Annotated in this window: 13 protein-coding genes; 5 read left to right on the forward strand and 8 right to left on the reverse strand. The window is 46.6% G+C overall.

Features of this window, described 5'->3' with window-relative positions; genetic code table 11:
- Nucleotides 1-302: 302 nt before the first annotated feature.
- The 3 genes from rpsD (at nt 303) to MHI55_RS21295 (ending at nt 6,521) form a co-directional block, all read left to right on the forward strand.
- Nucleotides 303-902 carry a 30S ribosomal protein S4 gene (rpsD, locus tag MHI55_RS21285; protein WP_017687421.1) on the forward strand — a complete coding sequence of 200 codons (600 nt, stop codon included), beginning with the start codon at nt 303-305 and terminating at the stop codon, nt 900-902.
- Between the two features lie 188 nt (nt 903-1,090).
- Complete coding sequence (locus MHI55_RS21290; RefSeq protein ID WP_340386831.1) at nt 1,091-3,196, forward strand: methyl-accepting chemotaxis protein; 2,106 nt, start codon at nt 1,091-1,093, stop codon at nt 3,194-3,196.
- 229 nt (nt 3,197-3,425) lie between these two features.
- Complete coding sequence (locus MHI55_RS21295) at nt 3,426-6,521, forward strand: transglycosylase domain-containing protein (protein WP_340386833.1); 3,096 nt, start codon at nt 3,426-3,428, stop codon at nt 6,519-6,521.
- 246 nt (nt 6,522-6,767) lie between these two features.
- On the opposite strand, the gene acsA is transcribed toward MHI55_RS21295, so the two are convergent.
- Nucleotides 6,768-8,492, reverse strand: a complete 1,725-nt coding sequence (acsA, locus tag MHI55_RS21300) for an acetate--CoA ligase (RefSeq protein WP_339186527.1) — start codon at nt 8,490-8,492, stop codon at nt 6,768-6,770.
- A gap of 295 nt (nt 8,493-8,787) precedes the next feature.
- Here acsA and MHI55_RS21305 point away from each other — a divergent pair, with 295 nt between their 5' ends.
- Nucleotides 8,788-9,420 (forward strand): GNAT family N-acetyltransferase, encoded by a 633-nt coding sequence (locus MHI55_RS21305; protein ID WP_101313583.1) that lies wholly within the window; start codon nt 8,788-8,790, stop codon nt 9,418-9,420.
- A gap of 136 nt (nt 9,421-9,556) precedes the next feature.
- Here the strand turns inward: MHI55_RS21305 and MHI55_RS21310 are convergent, their stop codons facing one another.
- From MHI55_RS21310 to MHI55_RS21325, 4 genes are all read right to left on the reverse strand, one after another.
- Nucleotides 9,557-10,252, reverse strand: coding sequence for a 5'-methylthioadenosine/adenosylhomocysteine nucleosidase (locus MHI55_RS21310; RefSeq protein WP_339186526.1), 696 nt, complete (start codon nt 10,250-10,252; stop codon nt 9,557-9,559).
- Nucleotides 10,253-10,371: 119 nt separating this feature from the next.
- Nucleotides 10,372-11,385 (reverse strand): catabolite control protein A, encoded by a 1,014-nt coding sequence (gene ccpA, locus MHI55_RS21315; protein WP_036614690.1) that lies wholly within the window; start codon nt 11,383-11,385, stop codon nt 10,372-10,374.
- A 92-nt stretch (nt 11,386-11,477) separates the two neighbouring features.
- On the reverse strand, nt 11,478-11,825 hold the full coding sequence (gene ytxJ, locus MHI55_RS21320) for a bacillithiol system redox-active protein YtxJ (protein ID WP_036674876.1): 348 nt from the start codon (nt 11,823-11,825) through the stop codon (nt 11,478-11,480).
- A 122-nt stretch (nt 11,826-11,947) separates the two neighbouring features.
- Nucleotides 11,948-12,355: a hypothetical protein gene (locus MHI55_RS21325; protein ID WP_339186524.1), complete on the reverse strand. Its 408-nt coding sequence runs from the start codon at nt 12,353-12,355 to the stop codon at nt 11,948-11,950.
- A gap of 282 nt (nt 12,356-12,637) precedes the next feature.
- Here MHI55_RS21325 and MHI55_RS21330 point away from each other — a divergent pair, with 282 nt between their 5' ends.
- Nucleotides 12,638-13,162, forward strand: a complete 525-nt coding sequence (locus MHI55_RS21330) for a type 1 glutamine amidotransferase domain-containing protein (RefSeq protein WP_036614696.1) — start codon at nt 12,638-12,640, stop codon at nt 13,160-13,162.
- Nucleotides 13,163-13,281: 119 nt separating this feature from the next.
- On the opposite strand, the gene ptsP is transcribed toward MHI55_RS21330, so the two are convergent.
- From ptsP to MHI55_RS21345, 3 genes are all read right to left on the reverse strand, one after another.
- Nucleotides 13,282-15,042 carry a phosphoenolpyruvate--protein phosphotransferase gene (gene ptsP, locus MHI55_RS21335; protein ID WP_036614699.1) on the reverse strand — a complete coding sequence of 587 codons (1,761 nt, stop codon included), beginning with the start codon at nt 15,040-15,042 and terminating at the stop codon, nt 13,282-13,284.
- Nucleotides 15,039-16,919 carry a glucose PTS transporter subunit IIA gene (locus tag MHI55_RS21340; protein WP_036674872.1) on the reverse strand — a complete coding sequence of 627 codons (1,881 nt, stop codon included), beginning with the start codon at nt 16,917-16,919 and terminating at the stop codon, nt 15,039-15,041. Before MHI55_RS21340 ends, ptsP begins: the two co-directional genes overlap by 4 nt.
- A gap of 196 nt (nt 16,920-17,115) precedes the next feature.
- Nucleotides 17,116-17,550: a CoA-binding protein gene (locus MHI55_RS21345; RefSeq protein WP_017687409.1), complete on the reverse strand. Its 435-nt coding sequence runs from the start codon at nt 17,548-17,550 to the stop codon at nt 17,116-17,118.
- Nucleotides 17,551-17,561: the final 11 nt, after the last annotated feature.

Below are 17,561 nucleotides of genomic sequence, written 5' to 3' on the forward strand. Positions count from 1 at the left end.
TTCAGAAAAATGTCCCATTATTTTAGGCCCAATGACCTATCGACAAATTTAGACGTTTTTTTGCTTTTATTCTGCGCTTGACTTTGTTTCTCTTAAACTGTAATATAAATTGTTGATGAAGACTACTAATGGGTCTTTAAATTTGGGCATTACCGGTTGTGTCACCCTCATTCTTTTTGTTGCTTTCAGGACAGCGGCTGAACTTTCCTGATCGTTCTATGCGTGGCCAAGCCCGCATCAACAAATTGGAGCGCAAACAGAGCCCTAATATGAACTTTAACTAAAAAGGAGCTACTTTAAACATGGCACGTTACACTGGTCCTAAATTTAAATTGAGCCGTCGCCTCGGCATTTCCCTTAGCGGAACAGGCAAAGAATTGAAACGTCCTTTCCCTCCAGGTCAGCACGGAGCTAACCAACGCAGAAAAATCAGCAACTACGGTATGCAATTGCAAGAAAAACAAAAATTGCGCCACATGTACGGTTTGGGCGAGAAGCAATTCCGCACACTGTTCTCTAAAGCTCAAAAAATGCAAGGTATTGCCGGTGAGAACTTCATGTTCTTGCTTGAGTGCCGCCTTGACAACCTCGTTTACCGCCTTGGGTTTGCTAACTCCCGCGCTGGAGCGCGTCAGTTGGTAGCACACGGTCACGTAACTGTAAACGGCAAAAAAGTCGATATCGCTTCTTACCAAGTAAGCACTGGCGATGTAATCGGCTTGCGTGAGAAGAGCCGCGCTCTTTCTTCCATTAAAGAAGCTTTGGAAGGCCGTTCGCATCTTCCAGCATACGTTGAATACAACGAAGCAGCTGTAGAAGGTAAATTCATCCGCTTGCCTGAGCGTGCTGAATTGTCCCAAGACATCGATGAAAAACAAATCGTCGAGTTCTACAACCGTTAATCGTTGCAATCACATTAAAGTTTCAACCCAAACAGCTGTCGAGATTTTCTCGACAGCTGTTTTTCTATGCTTTTTTTTAATTATCTTCATTATAGGAACGTAAATAACGATATAAAATATAGACTCCCTTCAGGAGAAGCACACATCCATATATACATCACAAGAATGACATCGAGGGGGATTAAAACATGCATTTTTTTCGCAATCGCAAGCTCGCTGTTAAGCTTGGACTTTTACTCGGGATCGTATTACTCTGTTGTATTGGAGCCCTGATTGCATTTAATACCAAATCCATTTACGACAAAAGCCTCCAGTACGGCGAAACCGTTGCTGGACAGGCAGCAAACCGGGCTACAAATGAGTTTATGACTGACATTAATCAGGTGAAAAACACGTTGGACACCATGAGTACCACGTTATTGGATGCCGCTCAGAACGGATCACTCAACCGTGAAGAAGTCGTCAGACTCCTTGAACAATATCTGAAGAAGGACGAGAAAGTTTTTGGCTTTTATACGGGCTGGGAACCAAATGCCTTTGATGGAAACGATGCGGAGCACATCAACAAAAAAGAATATGATGATGCTACGGGTCGATTCGTTCCATACGTTATAAGTGATGGCAACTCCCTGCATTTTGAGCCTATGCCTACTTATGAGGGAAGCGGTGAAACTAGTACTTACTATCAGCAGCCAAAGAAAACCAAATCCATCTATTGGTCCGAACCTGTTACCTACACGGTTGGCGGAAAAGAAACACTGCTCGTTTCGATTGTCCTCCCTCTATTAGATGAAAACAAAAATTTTCTAGGCATTGTTGGGGCCGACTTTACCATTGATCGTTTTCAACAAAATATAGCATCACTTAATCCGGATCAGGGTTATGCCATGCTTATTACTAGTGAAGGACAGATTGCTGCACACGGCTCCAAACCGGAACTGGCTAATGAAGGAGCCGTAATTCCATCTGAGATGAAGACAGTCATTCAGCGTATACAGTCTGGCGAGTCTCAGTTTTACGCTACGGACCCTGAAGTAGGTGAAGAACTGTTTATTGCCGAGCCCGCCAGGTTACAAGGAACGGATTCAAACTGGTACCTGGTATCGGCACTGCCAAAGAGCCACATCCTTCAACCTTTCTATGACAGCTTGAACTGGTCCATACTTATTGCCGCACTGGCTGTACTTCTGCTTGCAAGCGTGGTTACCTACACTATCGTCTCCATTGTAAGGCAGTTGAATCAAGTTAATATCGTCGCTGGACAGCTGGCTGGCGGAGATTTGACACAAAAGTTACCTGTACGATCTAAAGATGAATTTGGCGTCATGGCGGGTCATATGAATCAGATGATGGATACATTGCGACATACCATATCGGTTATATCCGAACATGCTTTATCTGTCGGCTCCACCTCTCAACAGTTGACCGCAGGTGCCGAAGAAACAGGTAAAGCCGCCGAACTGATTGCATTAACAGGAGTCGAAGTTGCAGATAAAGCAGGTAAACAGGTGCAGGAACTGCAAGAGTCCTCCCGTTCCATGAATGAAATATCTGTAGGAATCGGAAGAATTGCAAAGGCAGCCTCCGATGTCTCAGATTCATCGCGCGCTGTGGCTGAGCGAACAACCATCGGAACTGATAAGATTCAGTCCGCTATGCGTATGGTCGATAGCGCCACCTCTTCTGTGCAGACGTCCATGACCGCACTGGAGAATTTCCGTCAACGTTCGGAAGAGATTGGAAATATTACAGGCATGATCACGGAAGTTAGCCGTCAAACCAATCTACTTGCCCTTAACGCTTCCATTGAAGCATCACGAGCAGGTGAACACGGGCGCGGGTTCGGTGTTGTTGCTTCCGAGATTCGTAATCTGGCTGAACAATCCAGAATATCAGCAGCGCAGATTGCAGCGTTGATTCATAACGTTCAGCAAGAGGTCCTTTCTCTCGTTGAAAATATGGAACAGGGGAATGCCGAGGTGAGCCATATAGCGGAAGTGATCCATGAAAGTGGTGAACTATTCCTCTCCATTTCATCACAGATTACAGATGTTAATGAGCAGATTGAACATGTCTCAGCCATTGCCCAGCAGATGTCGGCTGGATCACAGCAGGTTGATGCCACGTTAGTGCAACTCAAAACCATTGGTCATGAGACAGCAGATCATGCAACTCGTGTTGCCTCTGCCTCTGAAGAACAACTCGCATCCATGGAAGAGATTACGGCGGCATCTGCCTCACTGGCTAATCTTACCCAGGAATTATTAGAGCTGATTCAACGCTTTAAAACCTAATGTAGAAGACCTCCAATACGACTAATCATTCAGGTCACCCTATGCACCTCAGCATGGAGGTGGCCTGCTTATTTTGGCTTACAACTCATGAAATGTTCTTCAATATCGCATGATATATAGCATAATGCATGGCAGAATGGCAAATTTCGACCATTACTTGTATTTCTCAGGCATGCAAACCCGCCTTTTTATGCTATAATAAGTGCTGTTAAAAGGAGGAAGACACTGAATGGTTGATGTTAATAAGAAAAAGCCCGAAGAACAGCCTGTACGCAAGCGTAGCTTTGCCCGCAGACTGGGAAGTTTCGTCAAATGGATGGTTGTCCTTGGCTTTATGGGGGCACTATTTGTAGGCGGTGCTTTGATGGGATACGTCAGTTCCATTGTGAAAGACGAGCCTGTCCGTTCAAGGGCCCTGATTGAACAAAAAGTCAGCGAAAACTCCATCACAGGCTTTGCTTACTTTGCCGACGGCAGTCCGATCGGTCAATTACGTACGGAAGAAGACAGGCGTCCGGTCACTACGGACCAGATCCCACAAAAGGTTATTGATGCTGTCGTTTCAATTGAAGACAATCATTTTTACGAACATAAAGGTGTAGACATGAGCGGAACCCTACGTGCCGTGAAACAGAAAGTGCTGAAAGAATCAGTACAAACCGGCGGTAGTACACTGACTCAGCAATTGGCACGTCGTGTGTTTTTGAATCTGGATCGCACGGAAGATCGGAAAGTGAAAGAAATTTTGCTCTCACTCCGACTCGAACGTTTCCTGACCAAAGACGAGATCATGACTGCCTATCTGAACAAAGTTCCTTTTGGTAATGGTTCCAGCGGATACAACGTATACGGAATCAAAGCGGCCGCCAAAGGATTGTTCAATATTAACGATCTGGAAAAAATCAACATCGCTCAAGCTGCTTATCTTGCTGGATTGCCACAACTCCCCTCCTCTTACTCCGCTTTTAACGGTAAAGGTGATTTTGTAGAGGAGAATTTTGACCGCGCAATCAACCGTCAGCATCTGGTACTACGCCGTATGCTTGAACTGGGCAAAATCAATCAGTCCGAGCATGACGAAGCTCTAGCTTTTGATATCAAAAGCTCACTCGCTCCGAAGACCATCAAGGCTTACAACACTTATCCATATCTTATGATGGAAACGGAACGACAAGCTGCACAGATTTTGATGAAACAGTTGAATTCCGACACAGCTGAATCTGCAGACAAAGCTACGGATGCAGCCACACCTCAGAAGGAAAGCAGTGCATTATTAGAGGAAGCTCAGACGCAACTGCGGACAGGTGGATATCGTATATACACGACCATCAACAAAAGCATCTACAAAACGATGCGTACCATTGCGGAAGATGACAGCAATTTCTCAGCAGATGATCCTGTCAAAGGAAAAGAACAAACTGCTGCTATGCTGATTAATCACAAAACCGGTGCAATTCTGGGGATGATTGAGGGTCGGGATTTCCAGGATGAACAGATGAACTACGCAACGCAGATGATACGCCAGCCAGGTTCAACGATGAAACCTATAGCCGCTTATCTTCCTGCGCTAGATGAAGGTCTTGTTCAGCCAGCTTCAATTATTGATGACTCACCGATCATTCTCAAAAATGGTCCGAGCGGATACCACATTGCCAAGAATGCCAACAACCGGTATCAGGGACTCGTCACTGCCCGCAGAGCACTGAATTATTCTCTCAATATACCGGCTCTGAAGTTGTTTAATGAAGAAGTAGGGATCGAGAAGGCTTGGACCTTCGCCAAGAAACTGGGGATTACCACCATTCAGAAGGAAGACTATCAGGCTCAGACTGGTGTTCTCGGAGGTCTCCAATACGGTGTAACCGTTGAAGAATTAACCAGTGCCTATGGTGCTATCGCCAATAAGGGTGTATATAACGATTCTTACATGATTAGCAAAATTGTAGATTCCAAAGGAAACATCGTTTATAAACACGATACTGAACCTGTCCAAGCTTTCTCGGAGCAGACAGCATACCTGATGACCGATATGCTGCGGACCGTTATTACAGAAGGAACGGCAGATAAAGTACGTGAAAATTACAAATATTCCAAGAGTGTGCCAATCGTAGGTAAAACGGGTTCCACTCAAAACTACGCAGATGTCTGGTTTGAAGGTTATACACCAGATGTCACACTTGGCGTGTGGGTTGGATACAAACAGCCCGTGAATACGCTGGAAAGTAAATCACAGAGAAAACGTGCGCAGCAACTGTGGTCGAAAATCCTGAACGAAGTGATCGATACGCAAAAAGATCTGTTCGTTACGGATTCGTTCAAAAAACCATCTGGCATCGAAACGCGCACGGTGTCTGCATACAGTGGCAAGTTGCCAACATCCATGACTGACAAATTTGTTACGGATATTTTCAACAGCAAGTTTGTTCCGAAGGATAGCGATGATGGTGTAGCCAAAGCCAAGTACATTACTTACAATGGTGTAAACTATATTCCGCGTGACGGAACACCTTCGGACATGTTGAAGGAAAAAACAGTAATCAAGCGTAAAAAACCAATCTCGGATCTCATCAAAGAATTGCAAAATGCATTCTCACGTATGAGTCGACATGAGTCACTTGCTTATTATCTTCCTGAAGATGCTGGTGCAGACATGCCAACACAGATTGATCCAAGGACAGATAACGGCAAAGCTCCTGATGCACCAGGCAACGTACGCATCTCAACCTCGGGTGACAGAGCAGTCATTACATTTAATGCCACACCTGAAAATGATGTCGTGGGTTATCGTCTGTACCGTTCTGTAAACGGTGGAGGATTCCAGAACCAGGGCCAGGTTGTCTTGGCCGGTGAATCCAGATCATTTTCTGCATATGCAGCGCAAGGCGGTAACTTCGCCTTCTATGTAACGGCAGTGGATGTTGCCGGCAGAGAATCTGCTCCTAGCGCTACAGTAAATAGTGCTGGTGTAGCTCCCCCTGTGGAAGAAGAGATTGATCAACCGATTGAAGTTCCTGGTACAGTCGTTACGCCGGGAGAAACGCAGACCGATAATACAACAACGACAGCCCCAGGCACACCTGGTCAAGTCAGCGTATCTGCCCTCACTCAAGGACTGCGTATTCAATGGGCGGCCAGTCCAAACGCAGATAGTTATACTGTATATTACAGTGAAACAGGCTCAGCTCCTTACACCAAAATTGGAACAACAGCGGGAAATACCATGGATTATGGAGTACCCGCATCGACCAGTGGATGGTTCAAGGTATCTGCCAGCAACAGTGCGGGTGAATCCGAACCTTCTGCAGCCCTACATTTTCAACCCTGATTCAGGCATAGCGTTCCAAAACAAGCCGCATCCTCAGACTGTATCTGAGTGTGCGGCTTTTTATTTGCATGTGCAGCAGGCAGCAGCTAAAAAAGCCTGCTTCATGCCATTGGCATAAAGCAGGCTTTTACAACCGATTTTAATGGGTAGAGTCACTATATTTGGCTTCGTAGAGTATTAACTTCTCCCCACTACTCAATGTATCACCATCGATACCAACACATTGATGATCCTTGCATTGTCGCGTTAGTCTTCAATGGTGGATAGATCTCCTGTTGGCAGATCAAGCTCCCAGGCTTTCAGGACACGGCGCATGATCTTGCCGGAACGTGTCTTGGGCAGTTTATCCTTAAACTCAATCTCACGCGGAGCAGCGTGGGCAGACAAGCCCTCTTTGACAAAACGATAGATCTCTTCTTTCAGCTCCGGTGTCGCCTCATATCCTTCACGAAGCGCCACAAAGGCCTTGATGATCTCCCCACGTGTCACATCCGGCTTACCGATTACACCCGCCTCAGCTACCGCAGGATGCTCCACGAGCTTGCTCTCCACCTCAAAGGGGCCGATACGCTCGCCTGACGAATTAATCACATCATCAATACGTCCCTGGAACCAGAAATATCCTTCTTCATCCATATAAGCGGAGTCACCGGATACATACCAGCCCGTAAGCCTGAAATACTCCTCGTATTTCACAGGGTTATTCCAGATCTTCGCCATCATGGATGGCCAAGGTGCCCGTATGGCCAGATTACCCATACTGTACGGCGGTAATTCCTGCCCGCGATCATCAATAATCGCTGCTTCGATTCCAGGCAACGGACGTCCCATGGAGCCAGGCTTAATCGGCATTCCGGGATAGTTACAGATTAGCTGTGCACCTGTTTCCGTCATCCACCATGTATCATGAATCCGCTGACCATAGGCTTTCCATCCCCAACGAACAACCTCCGGATTGAGCGGTTCACCAACAGACATGACATGACGCAGACTGCTCAGATCATGCTGGGCAATGGTCTCTTCTCCCGCTCCCATCAGCATACGAAAGGCCGTTGGTGCACTGTACCAGATCGTGACTTTGTTCTTCTGGATGGTGCTGTACCAATCTTGAGGGCTGAAACGCCCACCCCGTATCACATTGGTCACTCCGTTGAGCCATGGAGCAAAGATACCGTAAGAAGTCCCTGTCACCCAACCTGGGTCAGCAGTGCACCAGTACACATCATCCTCACGTAAATCCAGAACAACCTTACCTGTATAATAGTGCTGAATCATGGCATTTTGAACATGGTACACCCCTTTGGGTTTACCCGTAGAGCCTGAGGTATAATGAATAAGCAAACCATCCTCACGATTCAGCCACTCTACTTCCATCTCATCCGAAGCGGCAGACATCTCTGCATCAAAATCGATGAGTCCTTCTTCAGTCTGCGCGCCCCCACCCACAATAAATATATGTTTGAGTTCGGGCAATTCGGAACGTTTGATGCGCTTCAGTAATTCCGGAGTGGTAACCAGTGCTACTGCTCCGCTATCCTCCAGCCGATCCTTCACAGCCGTTTCCATAAAAGCTTCGAACAACGGACCCGCGATGGCTCCAGCTTTCAATATACCCAGGAGACTAAAATACAGTTCAGGACTTCGAGGCATAAAAATAAACACCCGTTCCCCTTTGGCTATGCCATATTTGCGGAGAACGCTCCCGAACCGACTCGACTGTTCACTCAGATCAGCAAAAGTATAGGACTCTTCACGTGAAGCATCGCTATACAATAAAGCGGTTTTTCCGCCCCTTCCTTCCAGTACATGACGATCAATCGCTTCATGCGCCATGTTTACTTTTCCGCTGGCGTGCCACGTAAAGTGCCTTTCCACCGATTCCCAATCGAACCGGCTTCTCGCCTCCGTGTAATCGCCCAGATTAGATTCAGACACAACCGTTTGCAGCATCTCACCATGTGCTTGACTCATGCTTGCCAGCCTCCTTCAACTCGACATTTCGATTCCCGTTAGGGGTCACTTCTCATTGCCTTTGTGTTGACTGAACTTCCAGTTAGCGCTTACATTAGTAGAGAGAACTTCTCATCATGTACTTGCTCGGCCAAACAGATGTTAACTATACTGTATTGAATTGTGAACATTTTTTGTCTACGCAATTATAGCAAATCTTTTCAATTGTCGTCTATGGCTTTTCAATTTTTTGGATTTTTGCTATAGCGTTCTTTTTGAATAACCTCTATAAGTAGGAAAGAGAGGAGCATGAACCATGGAACATATCAAAGAACATCATATGCGTTCCATCTTCAAGTCCGGCCACCGAATTACTGTTGAAGGCCCCGTGCAGGCCGAGGAGATAACCCGTCTTGCCTTCCATCCGGATCTGGATGCCTTTCGGCGCCCAACGGAGCAGCAAGAAGCTCTGGCCGAGATCGCAGCATTGCCTGAAGGGCGAATTATCATTGCACACGAAAATGAAACCATTATCGGCTATGTAACCTTTCACTATGCGGATGATTGTGAACGCTGGTCCGAGGGTAATATGACTGATCTGATAGAGCTTGGGGCAATCGAGGTTGCGGACGACTATCGCTCGCTTGGCATTGGACGTGAGATGTTACTTACCGCTTTGGAAGATAAATACATGGAGAACTACATTATTTTCACCACAGAATATTATTGGCATTGGGATCTGAAGGGCAGCGGACTAAACGTATGGGATTATCGCAAAATGATGGAGAGGTTGATGGAAACGATCGACATGACCTGGTATGCAACAGACGACCCCGAAATCTGTTCACATCCTGCGAACTGTTTGATGGTACGTATCGGAAGTCAGGTGCCCATCACATCGGAAGAACAGTTTGATCGGGTACGCTTCCGCCATCGGTTCATGTACTAATTCGATGATCTGTTCGAAAAACGATATACATAACAAAAACCGCCTCTCGCAGCGTTGCTCCATACCTCATGGAACAGCTAATCGAAGGCGGTTTTTCATGGATTTCGGATGGGTATTGCAATATAAGCTTATGTCATTACATATTTTCTAACATATGCTCCACAATACGATGTGAACGCTGCGAAGATTCCACGGTAAATTCAGCAAAGTTAACATGCGCCGAACCATCCGCTTTATCTGACATCCCACGCAGGACAACAAACGGTACTCGATTCATGTAACAGACCTGAGCAACTGCAGCCCCTTCCATCTCCGCACATGCACCGTCCATCTCAGTATATAACATGTTAACTGTATCTTTATTCGCGATAAATTGGTCTCCAGATAACACTTTACCGATTAGGTAATTGGCTCCCTGTGCTTTACACGCTTCTTCAGCCAGTGTAATAAGCGAAGCCTCGGCAGGGAATGCAGATGTCTCCTGGTAAGGAATAACCCCGCGTGCGAACCCCAGTGGCGTTACATCCATGTCGTGCTGAACACATACAGACGATATAACCATATCTCCAATGTTCAGCTCCGGGTTAACTGCACCCGCAACACCTGTGAAGATAATCCGATTAACCTGAAAACGATCAATTAAGATCTGCGTTGTAACCGCTGCATTTACTTTGCCTACGCCGGATTTGCACACGACAATTTGCTTGCCCAGCCACTCGCCCGCAGCGTATGTAATGCCGGTTTGTTTGACCGTCTCAAGCTGCTTCATACCTGCCAGCAAAAGCTCGACTTCCTCATCCATCGCTCCGATAATACCAATCTTTTCACGCATCTTCTGATACCCCCTGTTTTCATTTTTAAACTAATTCAGCACAAAAGCTCCGTCTCCGGAGCTTTCGCATATCCACTATGTAGAGAGAATGACTTCTCCCTTACTGTATATAATCCCGATTAAACTACATCTGCGTGACTTACAGACAGACGAAGAATCGTTTCATGCGGCAAAATAACCCGTGGGTTCTCCACATTTTCTTTCTTCATCAACTTGGTCAGCAAACGCATCGCTACTGCGCCAAGGTCGTACATTGGCTGAGCCACTGTTGTCAACTGAGGACGCACCATGGAAGCCATACGGATGTTATCCACACTAATAATGGAGAAGTCATCCGGTACTTTCAGACCGTCATCCTGAATGCTGTGAATGGCACCAATGGCCATTTCATCTGTAGCAGCAAAGATAGCTGATGGTTTTTTCTTGAGCCCAAGGAAATATTTCATTGCTTCCACACCGGATTCATATCGATAGTTACCGATTCGAACAAGATCCTCCTGGTATTCAATCCCCGCTGCTTCCAGTGCTTTTTTGTATCCTTGGAAACGGGCATATCCATTCGCCGGATCTTGCAGTGTACCACTGATCATCGCAATTTCCTTGTGTCCATGACGAATCAGAGTGTTTACCGCATCAAACGCAGCCGCCTCATGGTCAATATCCACCGAAGGGAATGTGCCCTTCTCATCACTCGTTGCACAAAGTACGATCGGCACAGCCGCAGACTGGAACGCCTGAATGTGTTCGTCCGTTACTGTTCCGCCCATGAAGAGCAGTCCGTCTACTTGTTTTTCGAGCAACGTGTTAATAACACGAATTTCTTTTTCTTTCTTCTTGTCTGCATTACACAAAATAATATTGTAGTGATACATATTCGCAATATCTTCAATTCCGCGGGCAATCTCCGCGAAGGTTGAGTTCGAAATATCTGGAATAACGACCCCGACCGTGGTTGTCTTCTTGCTTGCCAGACCTCTGGCTACCGCATTCGGACGATATCCCAACCGTTCGATGGCTTCATATACTTTTTTCCGCGTTTGCGGTTTGACATTAGGGTTATTATTAACTACCCGTGATACCGTTGCCATAGACACTCCAGCTTCACGTGCCACATCATAAATGGTTACCGTCACAGTACTTCTCTCCATTACCAGTAAATTTTCATACCATTTTCATTAAGATTTATATTACGACAAATTTTTGCATTAATCAATTAAAATAGGCTTTAGGACTCACTCAAAACATTCGTAAGTGTGGTTCTAGTAATATCTGAATGGGAAGTATGCCATACAGGAATTCCCTTTTTAATCAGGATCGCCTGTGGAGATTCGTGCTTAACACCCAGCTTGTCTGCTGCTTCATTGGATACCGGGCGATCTTCCACAACATAGATGATGCCATATTTCACTTGTTCATTGGCATTGTTAAGCAAATAATCGTTCATCTCCTGATAAGCGTTCGAGCTGATCGGACAGCGCGTGCTATGCTTAAACAGAAGCAAGGGTTGATCCTTGGTAGCCTCCACTGCGGAGTTTAGCTGTTCAATACTTGTCATTTTAGTCATGTCAGCCATTAGATATACATCCCCCTTTACCAGGAATACCGCTATGTTGAGCGTTTTCACTCTTCGATATCTTAACAAAAAGTGAGCGAAAAAGCCAATTTTCATGAAAACAAGCATTTTACACGTCAAAATTAGACAACATTTGAGAAGTACTCCTGCCACACAAATCCGGATAATTGACTTAATCTACGCTCCGTGGTCTCCATCCACGCTGCATCACCAGACTTCGTTGCGTAACCCATAATGTCAAGCAGCAGATTGATACGCTCCTCCACTGCTTGCTGCATTCGATATTCCATCTCCCGATCGGTCGCATCCGGCCAGGCCAGCAGTAGCTCATGAAACAGGTCTGCCAATTCATTACGTTCACCAAAAGATACGTCTTGCTTCACGGGCTGTTCACCCAATGTGTTTATGCATTCTGTTAAGTCCGGCTTGACCGGCGGAAGCACTTCGTATGATACACAGTCTGTACACGCAAATACGGGTACGTTTCGAATCTCCACTTTTTTGGCGTACACCACTGTTCTTAATTCCAACTCCATTACATGTCCACATCTGCACGACTTGCGCACCACCATCACCTCATTCGTTCTGTACTCTATATAAGTACCATTCGACCTATTTCGGCTCAAATCCTGCTATAAATGAAAGGTTGCACAAATTACCACTCCCTCCAGATGAAGGTTGTCGAATGCAGGCAGTTACTGACTTGTAATCGCTTCCTCCAAACTGAATATGCACTTCCATGAAGTCCCTTGGAGAATCTGTTACAATTAAAGACGCAACAGACCTAATCACCGCAAAAAGGAGAGATGGACATGAGATTAACCGGTAAAAAAGTCATCGCTCTGGTCGATGAAGAATTCGAGGATTTAGAATTGTGGTACCCTGTACATCGGGTTCGTGAAGAAGGTGCAGAAGTGCATCTTGCCGGAGAGAAAAAAGGAAAAACCTATATTGGCAAATATGGTGTGCCTGCTGAAGCCGAATACAGTTTCGATGAACTCGACAGTTCAGATTACGATGGCATTCTCGTGCCAGGCGGCTGGGCGCCGGACAAGCTGCGTCGTTATCCCAAAGTACTGGAGCTTGTAAAGGAAATGAATGCAGACCGGAAACCGATTGGACAGATCTGTCATGCGGGCTGGGTGCTAATTTCTGCCAAAATTCTGGACGGGGTTACAGTAACCTCTACACCAGGTATTCGGGATGACATGGAAAATGCAGGTGCTATCTGGAAAGATGAAGCGGTTGTTGTTGATGGACATATCATCTCAGCACGTCGTCCGCCCGACCTTCCACCTTATGGCAAGGCATTCTGTGATGCACTCGCTAACAAGTAAAAATAACCCCATTGTGCTCTCATGCACAGTGGGGTTATTTATATAACAAGTTTTCCAACAAATAATTATCACAAATGTAAATATATTAACTTAAAGGTATTTATATCCAGTTTCCCTAATTACGATGCGTTCGAACCACTTTGTTCATCCGGACTTCCCGTGGAATCATTAAAGACTTGCAGTCGCTCCTCAATATCTCCGCTGGTCCGTAAGGCGAAGCACTTTCGCGCTTCTTCTTTGGCGGCCGATGCTGTTGTGTTCAGCACTCTGTGCTTCACACGTAACAAGGATTGTGGAGACATACTCAAGTGGCGAATGCCAAGCTCCAACCAAAGCGGAATGGCACGTTCATCCCCTGCCATCTCTCCGCACACACTGACATCAATTCCAGCCGTATGAGCCGCATCTGCTGTCGCACGAAGCATCCGCAGAACAGCCGGATGATAGGGGTGATACATATGAGCAATCTGCTCATTCATTCGATCTACTGCCAGTACATATTGAACCAGGTCGTTCGTACCAATACTGAAGAAATCAGCTTCCTCTGCGAGCAGATCAGCAATCATCACCGCTGCAGGAACTTCGATCATAATTCCCACCTGAATGTGAGGGTCGTATGATAATCCCCGCTCGTCCAGATCGGACATCGCCTCACGAAGAATCTCATTGGCCTGCTGAAGTTCTTCCACCGAAGAGATCATAGGGTACATAATTTTGACATTTCCGGCCGCGCTGGCACGCAGAATGGCTGTAAGCTGTGTTTTGAACAGATCTTTGCGGTCGAGACTAATCCGAATGGCACGGTAACCCAGAAACGGATTGTCTTCCTCCGGCAATTCAAAGTAATCGAGTTGCTTGTCACCACCGATATCCAGTGTACGAATAACAACCGATTGTCCTGCTGTTTTCTCTGCCACAAGACGGTACACCTCATACTGTTCTTGCTCACCAGGGAAAGTTGCACGGTCCATATACAAAAACTCTGTTCGGAACAAGCCCACACCTTTGGCTCCTTGTTTCAAAGCAAGGTCCAATTCCTTCACCGAACTGATATTGGAAGCCAAGTGCAAAACGGCCCCATCTTTGGTTACGGCATCCACGGTAGCAAGGACTTGAAGTTGTTCCTTTTTCTTCAGTTGTTTGCTGCGAAGCATGGTATACCGTTCAATTGTCTTGCGATCCGGGTCCGTAAATACCAAGCCATTGTCACCATCCACCACAAGCATATCCCCTGTCTCTACCGGCATGCCAAGACTCGCTTCCAGACCGGAAACGAGAGGAATGCCAAGGGCACGAGCCATAATCGCAGAATGTGATGTTTTCCCGCCAATCAAGGTCACAATGCCTAGTACATGGGTGGGATTCAGATGCGCCAGTTGAGATGGCGACAGTTCTTTGGCAACGAGTACATACGGCTGGGTATCCGAAGGAAGTGTAATCTCCGGTGCACCGAGCAAATGCTTGAGCAGACGGTTACCCACATCCTTGATGTCAATGGCCCGCTCCTTCATATACTCGTCTTCCAGCAAGTCAAACATCGTGACAAAATGGTCTATGGCTTCTTTGACCGCCACTTCTGCTGCCTTATATTGACGCTCAATAATACCGCGAATTTCGTTCATGAATACCGGATCTTCGAGGATTGCCAGATGTGCATCAAAGATACTGGACTCCTCTGGACCAACAACTTCCTTGAACTCATTTTTGATATATTCGATCTCATCCTTTGATGTCCGTATGCCCTCATACAGCCGTTCGAACTCTTGGGCGAGATCCACCGAATCCATCTTCTGATCCGGCAGATCCCATTCCCAACTGGGCAGGACAAATGCTTTGCCGATGGCTATGCCTGCAGCTCCGTTGATGCCTTGTATCTTCATTCTACCCCTCCAACGTTCCTGTCATAGAGCACCACGGACATAACGGATGCCTGACCTTTCTTAACTTGCTTAAATGGAGCAAAACTCCATGATTTTACACGATCTGGATTCGTAATTACCATTGGTGTTGTTAGTGACGCCGCTTGCTCGCGGAGTACTGCCAGATCAAACTTGATCAACAACTGCCCTGGCTCCACCGTATCGCCCTCCTGAACAAAAGCTTCAAAATGGCCTTTCAACTGAGAGGTATCGATGCCGATATGCAGTAACACTTCAAGCCCCTCACGGGTAGATATACCCAAGGCATGCATGGTCGGGTACAAGTGCATAATCGTTCCGTACACGGGTGAGACCAGCTCTCCCTTTTCCGGGACAAAGGCTACACCATCACCGACAAGCTTGGCTGCAAAGATCTGATCCGGCACCTCTTCAATCGGGAGCATTTTGCCCTGAACGGGGGCACAGAACAGAACCTGTTGCAGATCTCTTTCCAGCAGCTTCGCGATTTCTTCCCGAATCAATTCCGAGTAGGTCCCGAATACCACCTGTACGTTACCGCCACCCAACTTGATTAGTCCAGCGGACCCCATACTCTTCATGGCACCCGTGTCGATCAGGCGGTCATCATGCACAGTCAGACGAAGACGTGTAATACATGCTTCAACCTGTACAATGTTACTCTTCCCACCCAATGCTTCGAGGATTAAAGGTGCCTGATAAGGAATGTTACCTACCCAATCTTCCAGCATGGAGCCCTCTTCACGTCCTGGTGTTGGAATCTTGAACGTACGAATCGCCCATCGGAACAGGAAGTAGTAAACCAGCCCATATAGTATGCCAATCGGAATGAGCTTCCAAGCATTCTCCGATAGATGGAAATTGAGTATGTAATCAATAATACCTGCGGAGTAAGAAAATCCATGCCGGATATCAAGCCAGTAACTAATCCACATGGCAACGCCGGACATCACTGCATGCACGATGAACAGATATGGTGCCGCGAACAAAAAAGCAAACTCAATCTGTTCCGATACCCCGGTTAGAAAACAAACGAGTGCCGATGTCAGAAAAGTTTTCTTGATTTTTGGTTTCAGATCTTCCCTGGCTTCCTGAATAATAGCAAAGGCTATTGCCGGAATGGCAAACATCATGATGGGAAACAGACCCGCCATAAAGAATCCTGCTGTTGGATCACCTGCAAAAAATCGGGGCAAATCCCCTTGCACAATGTTACCATCAGGCGTTTCAAACGTCCCTAACTGGAACCAAAATACATTGTTAAGCAGGTGATGAAGCCCAAAAGCAACCAGCACCCTGTATAACACTCCGTAGATGAACAGTCCAAAACCCCCGAGACTGTATTCCCAGGTAGCAATGCCGTTCAATCCATGCTGTAGGATCGGAGCGAGCCATAACATAAAACAGGAGAACAATGCCGAACAAAGTCCGACAATGAGCAAAACAAACCTTGAACCTCCAAAAAATTGTAAAATTTCAGGCAGTTTAATGCTTTTAAACCGATTATGCATCCCACCGGCAAGCGCGCCGAGTATGATTCCGATTAAGGAAGCGGGCTGAACGGTGCCATCCCCGAAGTTCCGAGTTACCTGATCATATATCACGATACCAGCCAGAGCAGCAAGTCCCGCTTGTCCGGCCTGGTTGGAGAGTCCCAGTGCTACACCGACAGCGAACAGATACGGTAAGAAATAAAAAATACCGTGTCCGGCCACGGTAGACACTTCACCGACAATATCCAATCCCCAGGCGTCCCAAGGCAGACTGCCAACACTGAGCAAAATTGCGGCGGCGGGCAGGACCATTGTAGGCAGCATTACCGCTCGTCCGAGCTGCTGCAAGGATCCGAGCCAATTCATGGCGACCTCTCCTTTCTATCCTAGATGGTAAGCTTTACGCAACGTTTTGTCAAAGCAAAACAGTAACCAATTGGTAATTAATACGGCAAAAATAGAACAGAAAAAATCCCGTCAACTTCAAGTTAACGGGATTCATCCTATAATCATTCAATTGGTTCAGATCAGGAGATCATTCGATCACAGGTGAACGAGCCTCTCAGCCGCGTCCAGCGCCGCGCAGAACGATGGAATCCTCTACCTTGATACAACGATTCGTTACCGCTGTCATGCCGTTCTCTGCAGCAATCTGGACCGCTTCATCACTATGGATGCCAAGCTGCAGCCACAGCACATTTGCTTTGATGGCAGCGGCGTCACGAGCGACATCCGCGCAAAACTCTTCGCGACGAAACACATTGACAATGTCTACCGGCTCTGGAATATCCGCGAGTGTGGCATATACCGTCTCGCCAAGGATTTCACCTTGCACCTGTGGATTAACCGGGATGATGCGATAACCTCTGCTCTGCATGGCTTCTGCCACCATATAGGAAGTGCGATCTGATTTGTCTGATAAGCCGACGACTGCGATGTTGCCTGCCTTGCGCAAAAGTTGTCCAATTTCTTCACGAGTAGGGTTGTTAAATTCCATGTTCAAGCACC

Origin of the sequence: Paenibacillus sp. FSL E2-0151, assembly GCF_037993015.1 — a bacterium.
Taxonomy (GTDB): Bacteria; Bacillota; Bacilli; order Paenibacillales; family Paenibacillaceae; genus Paenibacillus; species Paenibacillus amylolyticus.